Annotated in this window: 16 protein-coding genes; 4 read left to right on the top strand and 12 right to left on the bottom strand. The window is 66.3% G+C overall.

Annotation, left to right across the window (positions count from 1 at the left end; genetic code table 11):
* The 10 genes from GXP39_20040 to GXP39_19995 form a co-directional block, all read right to left on the bottom strand.
* A partial coding sequence (locus GXP39_20040) for a hypothetical protein (protein ID NOZ30326.1) occupies positions 1-136 on the bottom strand: 136 nt, incomplete at its 3' end.
* An 11-nt stretch (positions 137-147) separates the two neighbouring features.
* A complete protein-coding gene (locus GXP39_20035) occupies positions 148-1332 on the bottom strand; it encodes a glycosyltransferase family 4 protein (protein NOZ30325.1) in 1185 nt (394 codons plus the stop codon).
* A complete protein-coding gene (locus tag GXP39_20030; GenBank protein NOZ30324.1) occupies positions 1325-2362 on the bottom strand; it encodes a hypothetical protein in 1038 nt (345 codons plus the stop codon). Before GXP39_20030 ends, GXP39_20035 begins: the two co-directional genes overlap by 8 nt.
* Positions 2359-4788: a DUF2079 domain-containing protein gene (locus GXP39_20025; GenBank protein ID NOZ30323.1), complete on the bottom strand. Its 2430-nt coding sequence runs from the start codon at positions 4786-4788 to the stop codon at positions 2359-2361. Before GXP39_20025 ends, GXP39_20030 begins: the two co-directional genes overlap by 4 nt.
* On the bottom strand, positions 4781-5740 hold the full coding sequence (locus tag GXP39_20020; protein ID NOZ30322.1) for a flippase-like domain-containing protein: 960 nt from the start codon (positions 5738-5740) through the stop codon (positions 4781-4783). Before GXP39_20020 ends, GXP39_20025 begins: the two co-directional genes overlap by 8 nt.
* Positions 5741-5904: 164 nt before the next feature.
* A complete protein-coding gene (locus GXP39_20015) occupies positions 5905-6891 on the bottom strand; it encodes a glycosyltransferase family 2 protein (GenBank protein NOZ30321.1) in 987 nt (328 codons plus the stop codon).
* A gap of 134 nt (positions 6892-7025) precedes the next feature.
* Entirely contained in the window at positions 7026-8126 is a 1101-nt protein-coding gene (locus GXP39_20010) for a DegT/DnrJ/EryC1/StrS family aminotransferase (protein ID NOZ30320.1), read from the bottom strand.
* A gap of 31 nt (positions 8127-8157) precedes the next feature.
* Positions 8158-9462: a hypothetical protein gene (locus GXP39_20005; GenBank protein ID NOZ30319.1), complete on the bottom strand. Its 1305-nt coding sequence runs from the start codon at positions 9460-9462 to the stop codon at positions 8158-8160.
* A gap of 25 nt (positions 9463-9487) precedes the next feature.
* Positions 9488-12712 (bottom strand): AAA family ATPase, encoded by a 3225-nt coding sequence (locus GXP39_20000; GenBank protein NOZ30318.1) that lies wholly within the window; start codon positions 12710-12712, stop codon positions 9488-9490.
* A gap of 9 nt (positions 12713-12721) precedes the next feature.
* The gene (locus GXP39_19995; GenBank protein ID NOZ30317.1) at positions 12722-13390 is read right to left on the bottom strand and encodes a transferase; all 669 of its coding nucleotides are present in this window, start codon (positions 13388-13390) and stop codon (positions 12722-12724) included.
* 197 nt (positions 13391-13587) lie between these two features.
* Between GXP39_19995 and GXP39_19990 the strand changes: the two genes are divergently transcribed.
* Positions 13588-14352 carry a LysM peptidoglycan-binding domain-containing protein gene (locus GXP39_19990; GenBank protein NOZ30316.1) on the top strand — a complete coding sequence of 255 codons (765 nt, stop codon included), beginning with the start codon at positions 13588-13590 and terminating at the stop codon, positions 14350-14352.
* Between the two features lie 12 nt (positions 14353-14364).
* Here the strand turns inward: GXP39_19990 and GXP39_19985 are convergent, their stop codons facing one another.
* Both GXP39_19985 and GXP39_19980 read right to left on the bottom strand, forming a co-directional pair.
* Positions 14365-15408 (bottom strand): Gfo/Idh/MocA family oxidoreductase, encoded by a 1044-nt coding sequence (locus GXP39_19985; protein NOZ30315.1) that lies wholly within the window; start codon positions 15406-15408, stop codon positions 14365-14367.
* A gap of 259 nt (positions 15409-15667) precedes the next feature.
* On the bottom strand, positions 15668-18406 hold the full coding sequence (locus GXP39_19980) for a hypothetical protein (protein ID NOZ30314.1): 2739 nt from the start codon (positions 18404-18406) through the stop codon (positions 15668-15670).
* A gap of 219 nt (positions 18407-18625) precedes the next feature.
* On the opposite strand from GXP39_19980, the gene GXP39_19975 reads away from it, so the two are divergent.
* The 3 genes from GXP39_19975 (at position 18626) to murJ (ending at position 22857) form a co-directional block, all read left to right on the top strand.
* Positions 18626-19792: a glycosyltransferase family 4 protein gene (locus tag GXP39_19975; protein ID NOZ30313.1), complete on the top strand. Its 1167-nt coding sequence runs from the start codon at positions 18626-18628 to the stop codon at positions 19790-19792.
* A gap of 211 nt (positions 19793-20003) precedes the next feature.
* Positions 20004-21260, top strand: coding sequence for a hypothetical protein (locus GXP39_19970; protein NOZ30312.1), 1257 nt, complete (start codon positions 20004-20006; stop codon positions 21258-21260).
* Positions 21253-22857, top strand: a complete 1605-nt coding sequence (gene murJ, locus GXP39_19965) for a murein biosynthesis integral membrane protein MurJ (protein ID NOZ30311.1) — start codon at positions 21253-21255, stop codon at positions 22855-22857. The genes GXP39_19970 and murJ overlap by 8 nt, the downstream gene beginning before the upstream one ends.
* The last annotated feature ends 445 nt before the right edge of the window (positions 22858-23302 follow it).

Genomic DNA, 23302 nt, shown 5'->3' with positions numbered 1-23302 from the left:
GTACAACCTGCGCCGTCACGCCCTCGTCGTACCAGAGGCTCTGGGCGTCCAATCGGTACAGCCGTATCCCCCAGGCGATCAGGGTGAGGATCAGCAGGGCCCAGGGTATCCATCGGATGTGTCGCTCAGAAGCCATGCGTCCGCCCCTCACGCGCCGTAGAGCGTCGCGTACGCATCGGCGATTCGCTCCCAATCGAAGCGCTGGCGGTTCACCGCCCAACCGTGGTCGGCCAGGGATCGGGCGGCCTCCGGATCATGGAAGACCCGCAACAGCGCTCGGGCGAGCGCCTCCGGATCGCCCGGCGGCACCAGGAACCCCGTTTCCCCCTCCTGCACGATATCCGTGATGCCCCCCACGGCGCTGGCGATCACCGGTCGGCCGTAGCTGAGGGCCTCCAGCAGCACCAATCCCAACCCCTCTGTGTCGCCACTGCGGTCCACCAGCGAGGGCAGCACGAAGACGTCTGCCCATCGATAGAGCGCATTCAGCTCCTCGTCGCTCACCCGGCCGGGCAGCCGCACGTGGTCCTCCAGCCCGAGCCTTTGCACGAGCTCCTTCAGTCTGGGGTACTCCTGCCCCTCGCCGGCGATGGTGAGGCGGACGTCCGGCACCTCCTGCTTCAGACGGGCGATGGCCTGGATGAGCACCGGATAGCCCTTGCGCTCGATGAGCCGGCCCACGGCCAGGACATGATGGGTGCCCTGTAGGGGCTTGGGGATGTCCTCCCGTCGCGGGAGGTCCACGCCGAACGGGATAATGTGCGGTTGCACCCCGGTCAGATCGGCCACCGCGCGGCCGGTGTAGGTGGAGATGGCGGTGACGGCGTCCGCGTTCCGCACCCAGCGGCGGGCCATGGCTCGCAGAAACGGGAGCCGGCGGGCCAGGGTCACGTCGGCGCCGTAGAACGTGAGCACGCATCGCGCCGGGCGGATCATCCGGGCGACCTGGGCGAAGAGCGCCTGTGGGACGGGCCAGTGCACGTGGATGGCGTCGAAGCGGCGGGCTCGCATCAGGCGGATGGTGCCCACTAGGCCGCCCAACACATACGGCGGGACCAGCAGCCAGTAGAGCGGGTTGGCGCGCAGCTTGTTCGGGGCGCCGCTCTCCTGGGTTAGCGCCTCCCAGCGGGCGGGCGCGTACCGGAAGCGATGGACCGGCACGCCGTCCACGCGATGGGCGCCCAGGCCGCGGAAGCCGGGGGCGAGGACGGTGACGGAGATCCCGCGATCGGCCAGCCGCCGGATGAGCTGGCGCAGCCAGGGAGCCTGGTAGTCGTCCTCATCGCGGGCGTACGTGGTGGTCAGGAATAGCACCCGCAATGGCTCAGCCATGGTTCGCACCTCGCCTGTGGATGAGCATGCGGAGCAGCCCGAGGCCCAGCAACGCGGCCAGCAAGTCTCGCAGCGCCACCCAGACCCGGTATCCCAGCGCGGCGACCACGATAATGCGCACGGCTGCCTCTCCCCGCAGAAGGAAGGCCAGCACGCTCTCTCTCACGCCGATCCCCATCGGCACCAGGATGGCCACGTAGCCGACCAGCCAGGCGCCTACGAAAGCGCCGGTCATCTTGGGCACCAGTGGCCAGGGCACGGAGGTCAGCCCGTACACGAAGAGCACGAACCCCAGCCCCATCAGCCCGTGGGCCAGGAAGCGCGCCAGCAGGAGGGCGAGGAGGTCCCAATAAGTGAAATGCAGCGGCAGAGGTGGGAGCTTGAGGAGGCGCGATCCCGTCTGCACCAGGAACCGGAAGACCGGCGGCGAAAGGCAGATCAACGAGATGGCGATGGTCCCGCCCACCAGGAGGAGGTACGTGTGCAGCTCCGCCCGGGCCCAGGTGAGCAGGGAGAGCACGAAGAACAGCGCGGCGCTCAGCACCTGGATGCCGATCTCCAGCCCCATGCTGGCGGACATGGCCTGCTTACTGACGCCGATCTGCTGGCCCAGCACCAGCCGGACGGCGACGTCCCAGATGCCGCCGGGAAGGTAGCGGGCGATCTGCGCCTGCAACCAGAGCGCGATCCCGTGGCGCCACGGGATGTGCGTGCCGACCAGGATAAGCCCTCGCCACCAGATGAGCGCCAGCAACAGGATCTGCAGCATCAAAAGCCCGAAGGCCATCCCCAGGAATCGCCCCTCGATCCGCCAGGTGTAATGGGTGAACTCGCGCCAGTTGTACAGGACATCCCGCCCCCAGAACGCGCCGATGAGGAGCAGTAGGGCGATCTGCAGCGCGCGGATGGCGTGCCGTCTCCACCGTGCACTGGAGGGGGAGACCGTCGTCGCCATGGATGGCGGGGTCATCTCGCCCTCCGGCGGGGTCACGGCACGCCGCGATTCCTTCGCCCAAGCCTCTTCCGTCATCGTTCCTCAACCCGTATGGTCGCCAGCTGGATCTCGTCGCCGGCCTCAACGCCGGCCCCATCCCGGATTGGCAGCCGCTCGCCGGTGCTCAGATCATATAACCCGATGACCAGCGTATAGATACCCGGCGCCAGGTCATCCGGCACATTCAGCCGATGGGCATCCGGCTGCGAATCGGACTCCCATCGCGTCGTGGGCGCGGGGACGAACCACGCCGGCAGCGCATCGTGCTGGGCCACCAGACGCCCCTGTCCATCCCGCAGGTGCACGAAGACGGTATACGAGCGCGAGATCGGCCGCGTGGCCCGCCATAGCAGATCGAACCACAGCGTCTCCCCCGGCGACACGCTCTCCGGCACGCGGGCGCCGATCAGCTCGATCCCCTCGCCGAAGGCCCACCTTCGATCTGGCCAGGCGCCCGGCCAGTCGTCCTCGGTCAGCGGCCGCAGGGTGCGCCCCTCGCGAAGGAACGGCGGGAAGGCCGCCCACGTTCCATCGATCACCTGTGCACCGCCGCCCTTGGAGATGCGCACGCGGTGCTTCGGGTCCGCCCATGGTCCGCCGCGGACGACCCCCACCGCCAGCGCCCAGCGGTCGGGCAGGAACCACGGCAGCGTCTCCACCAGGATGGTCTCGCCCGGCCGCCAGCGCTCCGGCGGGTACCAGAGCGGGGCCACGGGCGGCCGTTGTGACGTGTCCTCGGCGACTTCCCCGTCCGCAGCCAAGAAGAACGGCCATACCTGGAGGTCGGCGGGCAGCGGCCGGAGCACCTCCCAGTACGTGCGCACTCGCGTCAGGCGCCATTTCCCGTCGTCGATAACATCGTACCCGCGAAATCGCAGGAGATCGCCGAAGCGCACCTCGGCCGGATGGGTCGGCTGGCGCTCGCCCGCCCGGGCAAAGGAGTAGAATTCGTCCGGCAGCTCACGGGCGCAGGTCTCCGCCGGCGGCCCCAGCAAGATGAAGCCGTCGGCGGCGTCCCGGATACAGAAGCGGCCGCTGGCCAGCAGCTCGTCGAAGCGGCGGCGTAGGTCGACCGGGTGCATATCCGTCGTGCCGTTGACCTCCAGCAGCACGTATTCGGCGTCGCCCAGCGCCGGGAACTTGTAGATGCGCTCTCGATGGCTCAAGTGCGGGAACAGCGCGGCCGTGGTGCTCACCGCCGCGTCGTCCGGGATCTGGCGGAAGAAACGCTGCGCCAATCGATGATGAGCCGTGACCTCGGGCCAGCGGAACTCGCCACCCAGCGGCGTCCACCCCTTGACCCGGTGGTATCCCACGCTCCAGATCAGCAGCCAAGCCAGCACCAGACCCAGGGCCGTGGCGCGACGCCCGCGGAGGATCCGTCCGATGCCGCGCGCTGCCCGCTCCGCCCCGATGATCGCGCCGACGAGGATATAAGGGACCAGCGGCGCCGAGTAGTGGAGTTCGCCCGAATACTGCGCCGGGTAGGCGCTGAGAATGTTGGCCGCCAGCGCCGGCGCGGAGAGCAGCAGGATCTCCGGCCCCAGGAGGGCCAGGCCGCCGACGCCGGCCAGCAGCCCGGCCACATATCGCAGCCGCTCCGGCTCCGTCACGATGGACCAGACCAACCCTGGCCGTGTGAGCAGGCTGCGAACGATGTCCGTCATGGAGCTGCCCAGCTCCCCGTACCGTTGCACGTACAGGAACTCGGCCACGCCATAGGCCTGCTCGGCGTGCGCCGGGATGATCACGAACGTGGCCACAGCGAACCAGGCGGCCGAGGCCGCCGCCACACTTCCCCCGACCCACCGTCCCACGTTGGGCCTCTCGGAGGCGCTCCCGGCCCGCGCGATCGCCCACAGCCCTAGCATGACGGCGAGCAGGGCCATGTCCTCCTTTACGGCGGCCACGGTCAGCGCGGCGACGGCGAATCGGCCCCATGCCCCCCGTTCCACCCACCACAGCGCCAGCAGGATGGGCAGCACGGCCAGGGGGACGGCGTGGAATTCGGCCATGTTGGCGGCTTCCAGCGCGGGGAAGAGCAGGTAGGCCAGGACGAAGGCCACACCTGCCCATTCGGCCGGGCGCCCGCTCACCAGCCGCCGCATGCGAGCGCGAGCGATCCAGTAGATCGGCCACGCGCCCAACGCGATCACCGCCGATTGGAGGATCAGGATCGCCCGCACGTCGTCCCACAGCCAGAAGACCAGCGAGACCGGAAGGAAGATCGGCTCCACGTGATCCGTCAGCCGCGTGCTGATGCGATCCCCCTTCACCTCCTGCACGAATCGCCCCTGGGAGGTGTTCCAGAGCGCGATGTCCATCTGCCCCAGGTCGGCCTTGTGCGTCTGTAACGCCTGGTGCGGGCGGATGGAGAGGATGGAGAACCCCACGGTGTAGGCCAGCACGAGCGCCCACACCAGGACCGTGGGCCAGGGGACACGGCGGAGGCGTTCAGCCATCAGCGCTTCCCTCCGGCGCTGCGGGCGAGCGTATGACATCCCGCAGCGGGCGGCGTCCTCGCCACAGGATCAGGGCGATCCCCGCGCTCCCCACCTCGCCTAGCGTGAGCCACACCCGTCCCAGGATCGAGGCGATCGTGGGCAGCGGGGCCGGGAACCAGGCGTTGAGCAGCCACACCACGGCCCCCTCCCGCACGCCCAGGCCGCCGGGCGTGATCAGGCTGATGTATCCGATGAAGTAGGAAATCATGAACGCGGCGATGAGATGGGGCGTCAACGCCCAGGCCATGGGCGTCAGCGCCCGCACGACCGCGGCGAACCCCAACCCCGCCAGGATCCAGGCGATCCAGTAGCCGACGATCAAGGCGGCCATCTGCTTGCGGGTGAGCGTGATCCGGAGGGGGGGACGGTGCAGCACGCGGAGCGCCCGGTTCAGTCCCCACTCCATCCAGCGCGGCCGGAGCCCGACGAACACGATGACGAGCAGCACGATCGCCGCCAGGGTGATCCTCATCGCCTCGGCGTGGCCGCTCCAGGCCAGGTAGGCCGCCGCCAGCGTGACCACCGAGGTGGCCGATAGCGCTTGGTGCACCGCCAGGCTGGTCAGCGTCGCCTCGGCGGGGACATCCTCCTCGGCGGCCAGGGAGGCGATGCCGATGAGCTGCCAGACGTTGCCCGGGATATATCGAATGAAGTTCGAGAGCAGCCAGATCAGGCTGGCCCGTCGATAGCTCAAGTGGCCGCCCAGGCTCTTCAGGCAGACGCGCCACAGCGCGATCTCCAGCGCCCAGCTCACCGCCAGCGGCAGAAATCCCAGCAGGAACCAGCCCGGGGACAGGTGCCAGGTGTAACTGCGCAGCTCCGACCACTGGGCGCGCAGCAGCGCGGCGATGAATCCCAGCCCCAGGAGCAGCGCCAGAAGCTGTGCGATCCGCTTCCCCCGCTCACGCATCCGTCCCTCCCTGGGATACGGAATCTGAGGGCGAGAGGCGTAGAGCTTGCGTCGCCTGGCATCGGGTCCCAACGGGGATGCCGCCAGGGGCGCTTAGGGGAAAGGGATCGTTGTCAAAGGGGAAACAGGTGTAGGTCATAGGCAGGGTAAGTCGAAGCGAGCGCTCATGGGTCTGAGCGCTGCTGTCGTTTCAGCATCGCCTCCAGATGCAGGATACGCTCCTCCTGGCTCACGATGAGCTCGGCCACGAAGCCGACGAGGATGAGCAGCAACCCGGCGATGGCCAGACCGCCCGCCGCCCAGAAGATGGGGCGCTTCTGCATCGTGAAGGCGAACCAGAGGTAGGCCAGGTAGAGGAACGTGAGCCCGCTGGCCGCGAGCGCCGCCAGCCCCAGCCCGCCGAAGAAGCGCATAGGTGCCCGGGAGAAGGTAAGCAGAAACCACACCACGAGGACGTCCAGCAGGGAGATGGGGATGCGACCGATCCCGAACTTGGACCGTCCCGCCTGCCGGGGGTGATACGGCGTCTGCACCTCGCCCACTCGGAACCCCTGATGGGCGGCGATCATCAGGAGAAAGCGATGCCAGTCGGAGCGCAAAGGGGGAAGCTCCTCGATCACTTCGCGCCGGAACGCCTTGATCCAGTTCATGTCGTGGGCCTGGACCCCGAACAGCCAGCGACACGTCCAGTTGTAGATGGTCGATGCTACGACCTTGCGATCGCGCCGCCCCTGGCGCCATCCGGCCACGACATCGTAGCCCTCGTTCAGCTTGCCCACCAGGAGCGGGATATCCGTCTCCGGGTCGGACTCCAGGTCGGCGGGTAGGAAGACCACGATCTCCCCCCGGGCGGCCTCGAACCCGGCGCGCAGCGCCGCTGTGAGCCCCAGGTTGCGACGGTGCCGGATCACGTGCAGGAAGGGGTAGCGTTCTTGTAGCTCCTGTAGCTGCTCCCCTGTGCCATCCGTCGATCCGTCATCGATCACGATCAGCTCACCCGGCGTTCCCATATCCCGCAGGGCGCGATCTACCTTCTCCACCACCTGGGCGATCGTGGCCGCCTCGTCACGGGCGGGGATCAAAACCGAGATGTAGGGGGAGGTGGGTTGAGCCATCTCCACGGCCATGGAAGTTCGGACGGCTTGCGGCACGTTCCCTCCAACAATGAATAAGGCCTGCCTCCCACTTGCGGGGTGGAAGGCAGGCCCCATTATAGCATCGGCGCATAAGCGCGGCAAAGCGATGGATGCGGCGGCCGGCCGGTCGCCCTTGCCCCGTGGCCGGCTTATCCCACGATCTCTCGGATCGCCGAGACGATCTCTTGCTGCTGGGCTTCGGTCAATTCCGCGTACATGGGGAGGGAGAGCACTTCTTCGCTGTATCGCTCGCTGATGGGGAAGGCCCCCTTCGCATATCCCAGGCTTTCGTAGGCGGGCTGTCGGTGTAGCGGGATCGGATAATGGATGCCGACGCCGATGCCCCGGGCCCGCAAGGCGTCGTGTACCTCGTCTCGGCGTGGCGTGCGTATGACATAGCAGTGATACACGTGTTCCACGTGCGGCGCCGCCGTGGGTGTGACGATCTCCGTGTCGGCCAGCCACTCCGCATAGCGTTGCGCTCGCTCCCGGCGGGCCGCGTTCCACTCGTCCAAATGGGGCAGTTTGGCGCCCAGGATGGCGGCCTGCAGCGCGTCCAGGCGCAGTCCCCATCCCAGCTCCTGATGCACGTACTTGCTGGATCGCCCATGGTCCCGTAGCAGGCGCACCCGGGCAGCCAGGTCGTCGTGGTTGGTCACTACGGCGCCACCGTCGCCGTAGGCCCCCAGGTTCTTGCTGGGGTAGAAGCTGAAGCAGGCGATATCCCCCAGGCTGCCGACGCGGCGTCCCTTGTAGCGGGCGCCATGGGCCTGGGCGGCATCCTCGATCACCCACAGGCCGTGCGCCTTGGCGATGGCGTTAATCTCGTCCATCTCGGCCGGCTGCCCGTAGAGGTGCACGGGCATGATCGCCTTCGTGCGCGGCGTGATGGCGGCCTCGATCTGCTCCGGGTCGATGTTGTACGTGTCCCGGTCGATGTCCACGAACACCGGGCGGGCGCCGACCTGGGAGATGGCCTCGGCCGTGGCCATGAAGGTGAAGGGGGTGGTGATCACCTCGTCTCCGGGGCCGATGCCGCAGGCTTGCAACGCCAGAAACAGGGCGGCCGTACCGGAGCCCACGCCTATGGCGTGTTTCGCCTCGCAGTAGGCCGCAAATGCCTCCTCGAAGTTCCGGACCTCCGGCCCCATGATGAAGGCCGTCTTGTCGATCACGCGCCGGATGGCGGCGTCGATCTCCTCCTGTATGGTCGCGTATTGGGCTTTCAGATCGACCAGCGGGATGGGCATGGAAGCTATTCTCCTTGCAAGGGTACTCGCCTTACACGGAGTCTTCGGGGGCATCCTCCTCCAGCAGAGGCTCGATCTCTCGGCGCAGCCGCTCGATCTCCTGGCGCGTGTAGTTGATCTCATTGACGAGGTCAAGCGGCACGCGCACGCCGAAGTGCCCGCGCTGGCGCTCCAGTTCCTGCAGGTTGGCCTGGTGGATGCGCAACTGGTCCTGCAGGTAGGAGAGCTCCTCTTTGCGCCCGCGTGCGGCCAGCTCTTGCGTGCTGCGATCGGAGATCTCGCTGGTGGTCTCGTGGATGAGCTGGTCGTGATGGTCGTGCAGCCACTGGCTCAGGAACCGGTTGCCCACCGCGAGCTGATCCCCTACCCTGCGCAGATACCCCAACCGGACCAGGCTGTAGACGAAGTTGCGCACGAACCGCTTCGGCTGATCGATGATGGAGGTCAGCTCCTCCTCGCTCATCTGCCCGTGTTCGGACACGGTGAGGAGGATCCGCCGCTCTGTGGGGGCCAGGTGGCGGAAGTCGATCATGCAGAAGCCGGCCAGCATCTCGTCCACTGCCAGGTCGGACTCCGTGGGCTCTCGCAGTGTATTATCGTCCTGCCACAGCCGCTGACATAGGACCTGTATCAGGTATGGGTGCCGATTGGTGTACTCGCAGATGGCGTCCACGACCTTGTCGCTGGCCTTCACGGGGGTGTCACTTTGGGCCTGGCGGATCAGCCGCTCGGCCGAGAGGGCGTCCAGCTCCCACAGGTTGCGCAGCCCGAACCCGAACAGGAACGGCGAGGTATCCCAATCACGGCACAGGTCGTTCAGCTTGGTCAGCGCCTTGGTGCTGGTCATGATCACGCGCAGCCCCTGGCCGGCCTGGAGGGCTTTGCGTAGCCGTTGCAGCCCCTGGGGGTCGTGACGGCCCACGTTGATCAGCGCCTCCGCCTCGTCGATCAGCACCAGAGCTTTGAGTCCCTTCTCCTGTGCCGCCCGCCGCGCCGCGCGCAGCAGCTCGGCGACCTCTGTCCCTTGCAAGGGGGCCACGTCCAAGCCCAGAGCCTGCAACCGTTCGCTGGCGTCCTCAAAGGCGTAGTACAGCTCCCGGGCCAGATCGGCTTCCGTCTCGCATCCCTGCATATCCCAGAAGATCGGCACATAGCCCTCCTCCTGGTCGGAGGTCAGGAACTCGATCTGGCGCAGCAGCGAGGTCTTGCCGATGCGACGGTTGCCCACGACCCACACGGCGTCATCCGGGCTGTTGAGCAGGTAGTCGATCAGCCCGTGGCGGCCGTAGTGGTACCGATCCACAACATAGCTTCCGACGATGTAAGGGTTACGCACAATCACCTCTCCGGATTCGAAATGCTCAGGCGGCCTGATGACGTTCGATGATCTCGTGTGCGCGTTGTACGTCCTGTAGCGTGATGCGACTCCGACCGGCTTCGATCATTTGATTGACCGCTTCCAGACAGTACTGCTGGATTCGATGGGGACGCCCTCCGCTCTTCTCGATCACGAACTGGACGGCGTCCTTATCCCATTTGTAGACCCCTCGCACGGGCTCCTCGATCAGCTCCCGCGCCTGTTCGGGGGTGAAGGGACGCAGCTGCACCTCGTTGAACAGGTTGTACCAGGGGCTCTCGATCCGGTCCCACTCCTTGCTGATCTGAATCCCGGCCACCACGGCGCCCAAATTGCGCGTGAAGGTCTGCATGAAGATGCGGCGGAGCTGCTGTTGGATCAGCGGCTCGTAGTTGTTCATGATGTCCATCTCGTCCATCAGCAGGATGAGCCGCACGTCGCGAGGGTCCTCCTCCTGGCTCAGGGCCGCCAGCAGCTTACGCAGGTCGGTGGTGAACTCTCGATCGCCGTACTCCTCCGATGGCAGCTCGTCGAATTGGAGCTGCGGGCGCTCGCTCAGATAGGGCTGCGTCTCGGCGATGATCTCCCCCATCAGCGTGTGGAAGAAGATCTCCTGCGGCGTGCCCTCCAGGTCGATGTAGATCGGGATGTAGCGGTACTCGGGATCGTGGATCTCCTGGAGCTGGTTCGCGATCTGGTGCAGCATGGTCGTCTTGCCGATGCGCCGCTCGCCGTGGATCATGATGCTGTTGGAGTGCAGGATCTGTAGGATGCGACGCAGCAGGTCCTCCCGGCCGAAGAACATGTCGGCCCGCCGGATGGGCTCCCCGGAGATGTAGGGGTTGAACTTGCGTTGGACGGCCTGACGTGGCCGGCTGCGTGCGTTGTAGTAGGTCACCCCGCCGTACCCCAGGCCGAGCACCGCCATGGTGGTCACCAGGACGAGCAGGCCAAACCCGGTGAGGGAGATCGTCCCCAGCAGCGGCACGGTGACCTTCAGCCCCGGCCTGGGGACCTGGATGATGAGCTTCTCCGGACGGGAGTAGTTGAAGTCGAGGTCGCGGGCCATCACCTCGAACGTGTACTCCCCCGGCTCCAGGTTCTCGTAGATGCGCACCTGCTCCCGGGTGGCCGACCACCGCCCATCCTCCCCGCGACTCAGGCGATAGAGGTACAGCAGATCCGCGGCATCGGTCCAGAGGTCGCCGCCGCGATAGGTGATCGCGATGTTCCCGTCGATCACTTTCACCCGGCGGCTGGTCGGTGGGCTGATGGAGACATCCCCCTCCGGGATCACGGGGGAGTCCGCCTCGGTGACGCGCCCATTGACCGTCTGGATCTCGACCCACGGGGCGGTGCGTTCCGGGCGGTACCACGCCAGCCCCGAGATCGTCCCGAGCCAGAAGGCGCCGTCCCGGGTCTCCACGATGGCGGTCACCTCGTTGCTGGGGAGCCCGTGCAGGCGGGTGTACGTCTGCCAGCTGCGGCCGTCATATCGGCTCAGTCCCCCCAGCGTGCCCGCCCACAGGCTGCCGTCGCTGCCCAGGTACAGGGCGTACACGCGATCGGCGGCCAACCCGTCCGCCGTCCCGACCCGCTCCCATCCCTCTCCGGTCCAGTGGCTCAGCCCCCCGCGCCAGTGGCCGAACCAGAGCCCTCCCTTTCCGTCCGAGACGACGGCGCCCGTGGCGATCCCGTTGTCGGCCAGCCCGTCCTGCATGGTGAAGACCTGGCATTGCGTCCCATTGTAGCGGCAGATGCCGTGTTCGTGGGTGGCGAACCAGATATCGCCATCCGGCGTGAACGCGATCGCATTCACGCGAGGGCCGGGCAGGCCCACTGCCTCATCCAGCGTCCACCACTCGCCGGTCTCCATGTTGAGGTGGCTGGCGCCCTCCGTGGTGCCGAACCACATGCTGCCGTCGGGGGCCTGGCGAATGGAGGTCACGTAGTTCTCGGCTAGGCCGTTGGATTTGGTGTAGATGCGCCACCGCTCCCCATCCCACAGGCTGACGCCGCCCCCTCCGGTTCCCACCCAGATCCGGTTCTCCGCGTCCTGATACAGCGACCACACCGAGTTGGAGCCCAGGGTGCCGTTGGAGGTGGAGAACTGGGTCCAATTGGCCCCGTCGTATAGCCAGAGCCCCTGCCCGTTTGTGGCGACCCAAAGGCGCTGATAATCGTCGATGAGGAGGGCGGTCACGTCGACGGCGCCCGCGTAGCCGACGGAGACGGTGCGCCAGGATCGCCCGGTGTAGAGGGTGACCCCGCCCAACGTCGCGAACCACAGCCCGCCGTCCCGGTCCTCCCAGATGTCCCGCACGAAGTTGGCGATCAGCCCCCGATCCGTGGTGAAGGTCTCCCAGCGCCCCGTCGAGGGGTCGAAATGGGATACGCCGCCGGCGTTGGTGCCGAACCAGAGGTGTCCCTGGCGATCCTCCAGGATGGACCATACGAAGTTCGCGCCCAACCCGTCGGCCCGTGTGAAGGAGCGCCACCGCCCCGTGAACGGCTGGTAACGGCTCACCCCGCCGGCCGTCCCAAACCACAGGTTCCCCGATTCGTCCGCCAGGACGGCGTAGACCTGCTCGTTGATCAGCCCATCCGTGATCCCCAGATGGCCCCATCGGTCCTTCACCGGGTCGTACCAGTCCACGCCGTTCTCGGTACCGAACCAGATGGTCTGGTCCTGGCCGATGGCGATGGCGTGGACCATGTTGTGGGAGAGCCCGTCATCCGTCGTGAACGAGATCCAGGCCCCCGAGTCTGGGGTGTACTGGCTGACGCCGGCGTTCGTCCCAAACCACAGATTCCCCTGCTTATCCTCGGCGATCGCGAGGACCTGGTTGCCCGCCAGCCCCTGTTGGGGGGTGAAGGCCTCCCACTCCTGCGTCCCGGGCACATATCGCACGGCGCCCTGGTTGGTCCCGAACCAGAGGGCTCCATCTCCCGCCTCGTGGATCGTGAAGACGCCCGATCGCAGCGGTGGGATATCCTGTAGGGTCGTGAACGCCCCGTTGAAGCGGCTGACGCCCGCGTTGGTGCCGAACCACATCACGCCATAGCGGTCCTGGAGCACGGCGTTGACGGCGTTGTCCACCAGGCCATCCGAATTGGTGAACGGGTGCCATTGCCCCGCCTCCGTCTGAGCCCTTGCCGCCGGGAGGGAGGCGCTCAGGGTGGTGCTTATGAGGATGAGAGAGAACAGCAGGCGTCTCCACAAACGCATGAAACCCCCTTAGGAGTGGGAAGATCTCGGTGCAGACGTCGGGTATGGATGATCGATCAGTCCGTAGGGGCAGTCCAGCTCGCTCACCCGTTTCACGACGCGTGCCGGGTTGCCGACCACCACGGTATACGGGGGGACGTCCTCCACCACCACAGCGCCGGCCCCCACCAGCGCGCCCTCGCCGATGACCACATCCGGCAGGATCGTGGCGTTGGCCCCGATCTTCGCCCCTCGCCGGATAGTCGCCCCCTTGAGGCAGGCCTTGGCCTTGGGGCACAGGGGATGGAGCGCGTTGGTCAGCACGACGTTGGGGCCGATCCAGCAATCGTCTTCCAGGGTGGAGTATTCCGGGATGAAAGCCTGCGAGTGAATGCGAACCCGGTTGCCGATCGTCACGTGGTGTTCCACCACAGACCCGGTCCCGATGCTGACGCGGTCTCCGATGGTGTTTCGCTCCCGGATCATCACGCCGTGTCCGGTCTGGAAATGGTCCCCGATCCGGTTCCCCGCGTAAATGACCGTGTGGGAGCGGATGATGCCCTCCTTGCCGATCACCGTGGTCTCCGTGCCGGGATCGGAGCCGTGGGGAGGCTGTCCCAGGATGACGAAATCCTCCACCCGGGTCCCCTCCCCGATCTCCACCCCGGGCAGGATCCGGGCCCATTCGCTTATCTTCATGGTACTTCGGCTCCTATGATCGTGCCCCACGGCATCCTCTCGGTTGGCGTACTCTTGACCTATTGACTTCGGGCCATTCATCCAGTATATTATGCTATAGGGAGCCTGCGGCGTTTGTTTCCGGTTTTATCCCTGGTTTTTTCTTTTTCGGTCTTATCCCGCCACTTTGTCCCCCGCAGGGACTCCCTGAGGTCCCCATGCAGGTGCAACGTACCTATGTATTCCTGTCTGTACTGTTCCTCTGCATCTTCATCGTATCGAGCGGGTTCGGGGCGTGGGCGAGCCCGGCGCAGGCCGCGTCCAACCCGGATACGTACATCGTGCGCCCGGGCGACACGCTGTACAGCATTGCCCGGCGTTATCACACCTCCGTAGAGAGACTTCAGCAGCTGAATCATCTCCCCGATCCCAATCTCATTCGTGTGGGGCAGAAGCTCATCATCCCGACCTCACCCGGCGTACCCCCGGCGGGCGGTTCGTCGCGGGCCGAATTCCAGGTTGAAGGCGGGAACGCTCCCCTGGCCGGCCGGGCGCCCGTTGCCTCCGGGGCTTGCCTGTACGTGGTGCAGAAAGGCGATTGGCTCTTTAAGGTGGCTCGCAAGTTCCGGGTGTTGCCGTGGGATCTGATGAAGGCGAACGATCTTTCCGTCTTCAGCCGCCTGTACGTCGGGCAGGTGCTGCGTATCCCCAAAGTCCCGTGCCCCGTGGGTGCGATGCCCGCCCGGGAGGGGACGCGAGGGGCGCAGGAGCCCACTCTGCGGCCGACGTGGGCCCCGCCGGTGCTGTCCGAGCCTCGTGAGGTGCGTCCGACCCCGACGGCGGTACTGCGATCCCCGACGCCGATGCTCCGGACGATCCCGGAGATCGGAATGCGATCCGCCCCGCCTGCGGGCGTGTCCCCACGCGTGCGCATCCTGCCCACGAGCACTCCCACGCCCGCGATGCGGAAGTACAGCTGGTAGACCGCAGAAACCCTACGCTTGTGCACGTGCGCGTTTCACCGGATGGGGCTGCCCGTTTTGCTTCAAAGAGGCATGGGCGGCCTCCAGTATGCGGACGACCTGCAATCCGTTCTCGCCGTCCGTCTCGGGGCGACGGTTCTCCCTCACGCACTGTATGAAGTGCTCACATTCCACCCGCAGGGGCTCCACGAGGTCCAGTTTCGGGATCGTGATGGCGCCGGTGTGAACCCGGTATTGGAACTCTCCGAATCCCGGCTCCTCCTTGCGGTACACGCCCTTCTCATAAAGCTTGACCTTCCCCTCGTCCGCGACGTCATCGTATATGACCATCTGTTTGCTCCCCACGATGGTCATCCGCCTCACCTTGCTGGGGTCCAGCCAGCTGACGTGTACGTGCGCCAGGATCTCCCCTGGGAATCCCAGATCGATGAAGACCACGTCCTCGATCCCATCCGTCAGATACGTGGCCCCGCGGGCACTGACCCACTCCGGCTCGCTTCCCAGTAGATAGAGCAGAATGGAGACGTCGTGGGGGGCGATGCTCCAAAGGGCGTTGATATCGCTCTGCACGCGTCCCAGGTTCACTCTCGTGGAGTAGAGGTAATAGATCTGGCCCAGCTCCCCGTCATCGATGAGGCGCTTGATGTAGCGGACGGCCGGGTTGTATTGGAAGATGTGCCCGACCATAAGCACACGGCCCTTCGCCTCGGCCAGATCCACGAGTTCACTCGCCTCCTGAACGCTGAGCGCGAGCGGCTTTTCGACGAACACGTGTTTGCCGCTTTGGAGGGCCGCCTTTGCCAGGGCGTAGTGGGTGCGGGCGGGCGTGGCGATGGCGATCGCGTCCACGGTTTCGTCCGCGCAGACCGATCCGAAATCGTTGGTCATGCGCGCTCCGGGGTAAAGCTGCGCCATCTTCTGTAGCGTCTGGGCGTTCAGGTCGCAGCACGCCACCAGCTCGGCGTCCGGTATCTGGTAGAAGTTGCGGGCCAGGTTCGGCCCCCAGTATCCGCACCCCACCAGGGCGACTCGAACCGGCTGTTGAGATGTTTCCACCGTTCGTCACTCCTCGTTGCAAGCACAGTTAGCGCTCGCAACATCCAAATTATAGTATAAAACTTTGTGTTGGGCAACAAAGGGCAGAGCGCATTTCCAAAGGGACCTCCTCGGGGTCCCGTTGGAGACTCTGAGCGCGCGAACAAGGGGAATCGCCTGCGGCGGCCCCCATGCCACCGCAGGCGGAGCATGGGAGCTCCGCCTGCTCTGGGAGGGGGGCGATCCATCATCCTATCCCCGAATCAGGTCCCTTTCCCCTTCATTCGTGATCCGTGGCCGGGATCGCTCGCAGGGTGGTGGCCGCGGCCGCGGCGCCCGGCCGGCTCAGCGGGGCGCCGATCGCCAGGCTTGCCGGCCGGATGGCCTCGACCTGCTCCCACGCCCGGCCGGGCTCCCAGCCTCTGGCGCCGATGAACGCGTGGCTCCAACGGAACCGTCCCCGCAGATCCGTGATCACCCCGATCTCGCGCAGGGCCTGCACGGCCGGCTCCGTCAGGTTCAGCGAGGCCTCGTCCTTCACCGCGCCCAGCACCCACACACCCTCGGGAACCGAGCGCAGCCAGTCAGCCATGGCCTGGCTGGCCTGTGCGCTGGCGTGCGTGTCGAAGGAGGCCGTCCCGAGCACCTGGGCGGTCGTCGGGTCCAGGAGCGCCAGGTTGTACCCGCGCCGATTCGGCGATCGGTCCACCCCGTTGACGTAGATGTGGGCGAAGTTGCCCACCTCCTCGCCCGCGCTGCGGATGGCGATGGTCCCGCCCACCCGGCTCCGATCGGGGAGGATCAGCGGATCAGCCAGGATGTCCGGCAGATCGTAGCGTTGGGAGAACCGCAGCCGCATGGCGAGCATCCCCTCCGTATGGAGGGCGGACCGCCAGGTGAAGCGCACCCATCCCCATGTCTCCGGCACGGGTTGTCGATCCACCTCACGCCCGTTCACGATGAGGCTGGCCTCCTGTCCGGGGCCCGGCGCGTACATGCGGATCTCGATCCCCTGGACATCCGCCGATGCGGGGACCTGCAGGCGCACCTCCCGTCGCTGGGCCCACACGGCGGCGGGGATATCCGCCAGCTGCGTGGCCGCCGGGCTCCACCCCTCGCCCAGGGCCAGCCGCCCCTGCGGGCTGGTCAGGTCGATCTCGTCGAGGGGGGGCAGCTGGTCGCGCCGCACCCGGTAGAGCGCGATGTCCCCTTCCGTCGCGATCAGCTCCACCGGCAGGATCGTGGCCACGTAGCGTTCCAGGGTGGCCGGGACGCGATCGCGGTGAATGACCACATAGGCGATGTCCAGCAGGCGCAGGACCTGGCGGGCCTGCTGGCGTTGTTCCTCCAGCCACCCGGGGGGAGCCTGGGCGGGATCGGCGATCCACGCCTCCACCGCCGCCAGCTCCGATCGCAGGGCCTGGTGGAAGGGCTCGTCGGCGGCATTCACTAGGCCGACGAGCAGGTCGATGAGGGGAGCCTCGCTGAAGTACTGGAACTTGAACTCGGGGTTGCGAGATGTGTTGCCGCCCAGCAGCGGTCGGTGGTGGACGGTCTGATACCACTGCTCGAACATGATGATGACGTCTTTCTTCCCCGCCACGCGCGCGCCGTTCCGCCATCCTAGCGGCAGCTCCATCACCGCGCCCGGTGTGGCATCCGTCTCCGTCGCGATCCGCTGGTAGATGGCAGGCACGCGCATGTCGCTGAGCGGCAGCGGGATCGCCAGATGTTCCGCCAGGAAGAGGACGGAGGCGATCCCCAGGAGAGCCCCGGGCCGGAGGCGGGGCAGGCGCTCGAGGAGGGTCTGTAGCCCTCGGGCCGCGAGCACGGCCGCGCTGAGGAGCAGCATGACGGCGTATCGGCTGGGGTAACGGTTGCCCTTGAAGAACGGCAATCGGGCCACGAGAGCGAAGGGCCCGGGGATCCCGGTGTCATTCCCTGCCACACGCAGCGTGGGGCCCAGCGTGAGGAGCCAGAAGACGAGCAGGCATGCGGCCCAAAACAGGGCGGCGCGGCGGGGACGGCGCAGGATGCCCACCATCGCCAGCAGGGCGACGCTGTATCCGATGTAGACGTGCTGCCCCTTGTCGTGCGGGAACGGCAGCCGGTCGGCGAGTCGCCCGAAGATGGGGTGGTGCTGCGTGGGGACCAGGTAGCCCGCTATGTCGGCGGAGAAGACGTCCGCAAAGCCGCCACCGGAGGCGAAGAAGTCGCCCTCGGCCTTCAGATCGGGGAGCATGTGGGCCAGCATGGGCGCGATGAGCAGGGCGAAGACCCCTCCGATGATCGCCAGGCGTGTGACCCATGCCGCGAGGGGGCGGCCAGAGCGGGCGCTCGTGGCGATGATCCACAGCGCGTAGAGGGCGATGAAGATCAACAGGAAGGAGGCGTAGGTGGCCTCCGCCCACGCCTGGAACCCGAGGAACAGTCCCGCCAGCAGCGCATCCCGCCACGAGCCCTGCCGTTGCCCGGCGCGCCAGACGTACAGCGCGCAGAAGGGAACCCATTGCGAGCTGGCGATATTGAACTGTCCCAGGGCCGCGTAGAAGAGCTTGTTGCTGGCGAACGCGTAGATCAGGCCCGCGAACCAGGCGGTCGACCAGAGCGCTTCGGGCGTGACGTCCCGGCGGCTTCCCCACACCTGTCTGACCAGCAGGAAGGTGCCGTAGCCACTCAAGATGAAAGAGAGCAAAAGCAGAAGATTGGAGGCCGGCACGACCTCCCATGCCAGTTGCAGCGGGATGGCCAGCAGGCCGTTCAACACGGTCAGCGTGTAGAACGCCAGGTTGATCCCGATGGGCCAGAACATCCAGCGGCAGTAGAAGGGGGACGCGTGCAGCTCCAGCAGGGAGTATCGGACCCACCACAGGTTCCAGGTAAGAGCGGGGTCATCGATGCCGTCGCCGGGTACGTGAGTGGTGAAGCGCAGGATCAGGGGATACGTGAGGATCAGGCTCAGGAGCCCATAGCTCACCAGGGCCAGCCCATGTTGTTGCGCCCGAGAGCGCGGGATCACGGTAACCTCCGGTCGGCAGGGTGGCGTGAAGCCGTTCTGGTACCGCCGGGCGAGACTATACCACCGCGACCTGCTTTTGGCAACTGATCGTGGAAGGGCCTGAGCATGGGTGGCCCGTGCCCGGATGACGGAAACTTGCGCTTACGCGAAGTTTCTGGTAAGAGGAGGGCGGTTTGCTCGACTTGGACATGGCGGCAGGAGGCGGGGAGGGCGCGTAGGATGCCGGGGGCGCAGCGTCGTATCTGGATGATCGACCCCGTTGGGGGACACCGGGGCATGCATTACTATGACTTCGCCCTGTGTCAGGAGCTGCAGAAGCTCGGCGTGGATGTCCGCTTCTTCACGTGCGATGAGACGGCCCTGCACGCTCCCCCGGCGCGGCTGGCCGTGTCCTATCCCTTTCAACGCATCTTTGGGAGGTCGCCCGCGCCCCTGCGCGGCATCCGATACATGGCCGCCTTGCGCCGTCTGGCGCGCCGGGCGCTTCATGATCCCCCTGAGATCGCTCACCTGCACTACTTCCTTCTCGCCCCGGCCGACCTCTGGTTCCTGAAAAGCCTGCGCCGTCGCGGCGTTCGGATCGTCTTCACCGCCCACGATGTCATCCCCTTTCACGCTGCGGTTCACACCCGGGCGGTCCTCCGGGCGCTTTACAGGCAGATCGATGGGTTCATCGTGCATACGCGGCACAGCCGCGATGAGCTGTTGGCCGCATTCCCCGTCTCCTCGTCGGTGGTGCGGGTGATCCCTCACGGGCACTACCTGCCCTATCGGGATGAGGAGCTTCCCGACCGCGTGGAGGCGCGCCAGCGCTTCAACCTGCCCGAGGATGCCTCGATTCTCCTGTTCTTCGGCCAGATCAAGCGCGTGAAAGGGCTCGACGTGCTCCTGCGGGCGCTGCCGAAACTTGTCGAGACCCATCCCCGTTTGATCTTGGTGATCGCCGGACAGGTGTGGAAGGACGATTGGCGGCCGTATGCCCGGCTCATCGAGGGCCTAGGGCTTGAGGGGCACGTGCGCGCTCGGATCGAGTACATCCCGGACGAGGACGTGGCCTACTACTTTCGGGCCGCGGACGCCGTGGTGCTCCCGTACCGGCGCATTTATCAGAGCGGCGTCCTGCTGATGGCGTATTCGTTCGAGCGGCCGGTGGTGGCCTCCGCGGTGGGCGGGCTGGCGGAGACCGTGCGAGATGGCGAGACGGGCTACCTGGTCCCCCCGGGCGACCCCGACGCCCTGGCGGAGGCCCTGCGGAAGATCCTGCGCGATGGGGAGCGGGCGGTGGAGATGGGGAAGGCCGGCTATCGGCTAGTACAGTCGCAGTTCGGGTGGGATCGCATCGCCGAGCGGACCCTGGCGCTGTACGAGGATCTGTTGAGCCGGTGAGCGTCGTGTGGCTCGTCCCCGGCGCGAGCCGGGATGTGGTATACTCCGTTCAGGAGATGAAAATGGGACCCTTCGGAGGCTCTGACGTCCCTCTGAGGGGACCGTTGGGGGCCTTTTACCCATTCCGTGAGGGCGTGCCACCCAGCGCCTTGAAGCGGAGGGGCTTGAAATTAACCGTGTCTGTGTCTCGGACACGCGGAGGATGTGTTTCATGGAAGGCTTTCCGGAGGTCGAGCGGTACCTAATCAGCTTGCGCCGCCGCTGGTGGCTCATCGTGGGGCTGGCCGTCTTGGGGGCTGTGGTGGGGTTCGTGTGGACCGCCTTCCTCCCGAAGACATATGAGGCGACCACCACGATCCTGGTGACCACGCCGAAGTTGCGGCCCCAGTTTGACTCACGTCTACTCTCCACGACGGAGTTGGGGCTCAGCCGGGAGTTGCATCGGACCTTCATGGCTCTGGCGAGGACGCAGGCGCTGGAGGAGGTCGTCCTGAAGGAGATGGGGGATCGCGTCCCGCCGCGCCTGAGGCAGCCAGGGATGCTGCGGGAGAAGATCCACATCTCGCAGATGCAGGGCTCCTCAGCGCTCTATCGGATCACCGCCCAGAGCGACGATCCGGTGTTCGCCCAGGAGCTGGCCAACGTCTGGGCGAGCAAGTACGTGGAGTACATCAACTCCCTGTACGATCTCTCGCCCGGGAACAAGGCCGACATCGAGCGGTCCCTGGAGATGGCGCAGCAGCGGCTTGAGGATGCGGAGAAGGCGCTGCAGGAGTTTCGATCGACCACCGGCATGGGGCTGGTGGATAACGTCCAGTACCTGGAGCCGCTCTCCCGCAGGACCGGCCTGACGCAGCGGGAGAACCTGTTCGGCCTGTACGAGCGATATGGCGCGCTGGGGCAGGCCCTGCAGATCAAGAACAACACGCTGGGGCTCTACCTGGCGGCTCGTGACGCCGTGGCGATGGTGTTGGACGCGGCTGGGGAGAGGCCCGATTCCGCCCCGGCGGAGGAGCTTCCCCTGGAGCTGCTGTCCCTATCGGATGTACTGGCCAGGGGGCCGCTGGATCTGGAGGCTCTGCGCCGGGGCACGGTCGGCGAGGCGCGAGCGATGCTGCAACAGGAGCAGGGTCGCCTGGATGAGGTCATCCGTCGCCTGCAGGCGGACCTGGCGACCCTCACGGAGCATTTGAGCGCGCAGGATCAAAAGCTCGCCGCCCTCGTTCGCGAGCAGGCGCTGGCGGAGGAGAGCTACATTATCCTCTCCCTGAAGGAAGCGGAGACTCAGACCAAAGATGTCCTCCAGTCCGACAGCTGGATGTTGATCGTGGATCCGGCCTCTCCGCCCATTGCTCCGATCTCCCCTCGGCCGCTTTTCAATACCGTCTTGGGCGGGTTCGTGGGGGTGCTGGTAGGCTTCCTGGGCGCGCTGTGGCTGGCCTGGCGGGAGAGATATCCCATTGGGTGAGCTGGCCGAGATCGGGCGGCGTGTAACGAAGAACGCGACCACCCTCTCCGGCTTCAACGCGTTGGGGGTCCTGGCTGCCCTGGCTCAGGACGTGGCCATGGCGGCCATGTTTGGCCTGGGCCTCCGCACCGATGCCTTCTTCCTGGCGTACACGATCCCGCAATTCGTCGCCATGATCCTGGCCGGGTCCATGCAGGTGGTGCTGATCCCGATCTTCTCCCAGGCACAAAACGAGACCTGGGGGGAGGCCACGCCCTGGCGCCCCTTTCGGTTGATCGCGACCACGTGGGCATTGGTCCTGCTGGCCGTGAGCGCTTTAGGGGTATTGCTGGCATCGCCGATGCTGCGCGTGGTGGGCGCCGGCGTGGGGGCCGAGCAGCAGGCGCTGGCGGCCTGGCTAGCCCGGATCCTGTTCGTGATGATCCCCTTCCTGGGGCTTTCGGAGGTGATGCGGGCTGCCCTCATCGCCCGGGATCATTATGTGAGCTCCTCCGCGGGTAACCTGGTGCGCTATGGCGCCTCGCTCCTGGTCATGATCGCCCTGGGCACAAGGGTGGGCATCCCCGCCGTGGCCTGGGGATATCTCGGCGGGGCGGCCCTGCAGATGCTCTGGCTGGGAGGGGCGGTCCTGTGGGCCGGTGGATCCCTGCGGCCGGCCTGGGATCCCCGGGAGCCCCTTCTACGGGAGTCCTTCCGGCTCGTCGCCCAGCGCATGAGCGGCGTCGCGATACGGCGGACCAGGACGATCCTGGAGCGTTTCCTCGCCTCGTTCCTTCCCCCCGGCAGCATCACCGCCCTCTCGTATGCGCAGCGGGTCTCCATGTCCATGTGGCAGCTCTTCGCCAACAGCGTCTCTACGGCCATCCTGCCGGATCTGTCGACGGCCGCGCGGGAAGGACGCCTGGATCGGATGCGCCAGGTCATGGCCATGGGGTTCCGGTTGCTGAGCTTCGTCACGTGGCCTGTAGCCACGGCGGTCGCGGTGCTCAGCCTGCCGCTGATCCGGCTTCTGTTTGAGCGCAAGGCCTTTGATGCCGCGGCCAGCGTCCAGATCGCGGGCCTGTTGCGGATATACATCTTCAGCATCCCCGCGTTGGTCCTGGTCCAGATCTTCCTGGCCCCGCACTACGCCCGACGCGATGCCCGGATCCCGTTGATTCACATGGCGTGGATCCTCGCCCTGAACAGCGTGTTGGCGATCCTGCTGACGCCCATCCTCGGCGTGACCGGCCTAGCGCTGGCCTACACGCTGTCCGCCTTCGCCTCCCTGGTCCGCAGCTATCGCGTGGCCGAGCGGACATTGGGCTCGCTCCGGGGGTTGGGAATGTGGACGTATCTGGGGCGGATCGCGCTGGCCTGCGCGGTCGTGGCCCTGGCGATGTGGGGGACGGGGTGGTCGGTGTCCTACGCGGGCATGGGATCGGGGGGGCTCGAGCGGCTCCTGGTCTTGTCCCTCTCCGGCCTGGTCGGCGCAGTCATCTATGTGGGGATCGCGCGCGCGTTTGGACTGGCCGAGCTGGAGTTGCTGACCCAGCTTTTGTCCTCGCCGTTCTCGCGACGCCGGCGTCAACCGGGTCGAGAGCGGGAGGCGGCATAGGCCGCAAGGATCTTGCTCCCCAGAGCGTGCGGGAAGGAGGATCTTCTGTGGACGGGGAGATTCCCTCCATGCTCCCCCCGTGGAACGTGTCGCTGAGGGAGGCCCTCAGAGATCCTGGCGATGAGGTTTCCGATGCGCTTTCAGGTGCCTGTTATCCCCTTGATGAGGGCGTCCGGCGGCGAAGTCGCCGGAATACTCCAAAGGTGGTAGGGGGATGAGGGGGAATGTTTCCCCGGCCCGGAGGTCCTCAGGCGGGAATGGGCCGGATCGTGGGCGAATACTCCATAGGGAGTATTGTCTTACCCGGGGAAATCCGCTATCCTTCTAGCAGGCAAGGGCCACCCTTGCGTTGATGTGTTCGCGTAGTTTCAAACTTTACGATATCCGTATGCGAGGAGGGTTTGCGTTATGAGAAAAGTGATCGTCATTATCGCTGTGTTGCTGA

The organism is Chloroflexota bacterium (genome assembly GCA_013152435.1).
Taxonomy (GTDB): Bacteria; Chloroflexota; Anaerolineae; order DUEN01; family DUEN01; genus DUEN01.
This window is presented reverse-complemented; position numbering and strand designations above follow the sequence as displayed.

What these genes read in the sequence shown, in the direction of transcription:
- GXP39_20035 (NOZ30325.1), bottom strand. Translation starts at nt 1,332, where the DNA reads ATGGCTGAGCCATTGCGGGTGCTATTCCTGACCACCACGTACGCCCGC.
- GXP39_20030 (NOZ30324.1), bottom strand. Translation starts at nt 2,362, where the DNA reads ATGACGGAAGAGGCTTGGGCGAAGGAATCGCGGCGTGCCGTGACCCCG.
- GXP39_20025 (NOZ30323.1), bottom strand. Translation starts at nt 4,788, where the DNA reads ATGGCTGAACGCCTCCGCCGTGTCCCCTGGCCCACGGTCCTGGTGTGG.
- GXP39_20020 (NOZ30322.1), bottom strand. Translation starts at nt 5,740, where the DNA reads ATGCGTGAGCGGGGGAAGCGGATCGCACAGCTTCTGGCGCTGCTCCTG.
- GXP39_20010 (NOZ30320.1), bottom strand. Translation starts at nt 8,126, where the DNA reads ATGCCCATCCCGCTGGTCGATCTGAAAGCCCAATACGCGACCATACAG.
- GXP39_20000 (NOZ30318.1), bottom strand. Translation starts at nt 12,712, where the DNA reads ATGCGTTTGTGGAGACGCCTGCTGTTCTCTCTCATCCTCATAAGCACC.
- GXP39_19995 (NOZ30317.1), bottom strand. Translation starts at nt 13,390, where the DNA reads ATGAAGATAAGCGAATGGGCCCGGATCCTGCCCGGGGTGGAGATCGGG.
- GXP39_19990 (NOZ30316.1), top strand. Translation starts at nt 13,588, where the DNA reads ATGCAGGTGCAACGTACCTATGTATTCCTGTCTGTACTGTTCCTCTGC.
- GXP39_19975 (NOZ30313.1), top strand. Translation starts at nt 18,626, where the DNA reads ATGCCGGGGGCGCAGCGTCGTATCTGGATGATCGACCCCGTTGGGGGA.
- GXP39_19970 (NOZ30312.1), top strand. Translation starts at nt 20,004, where the DNA reads ATGGAAGGCTTTCCGGAGGTCGAGCGGTACCTAATCAGCTTGCGCCGC.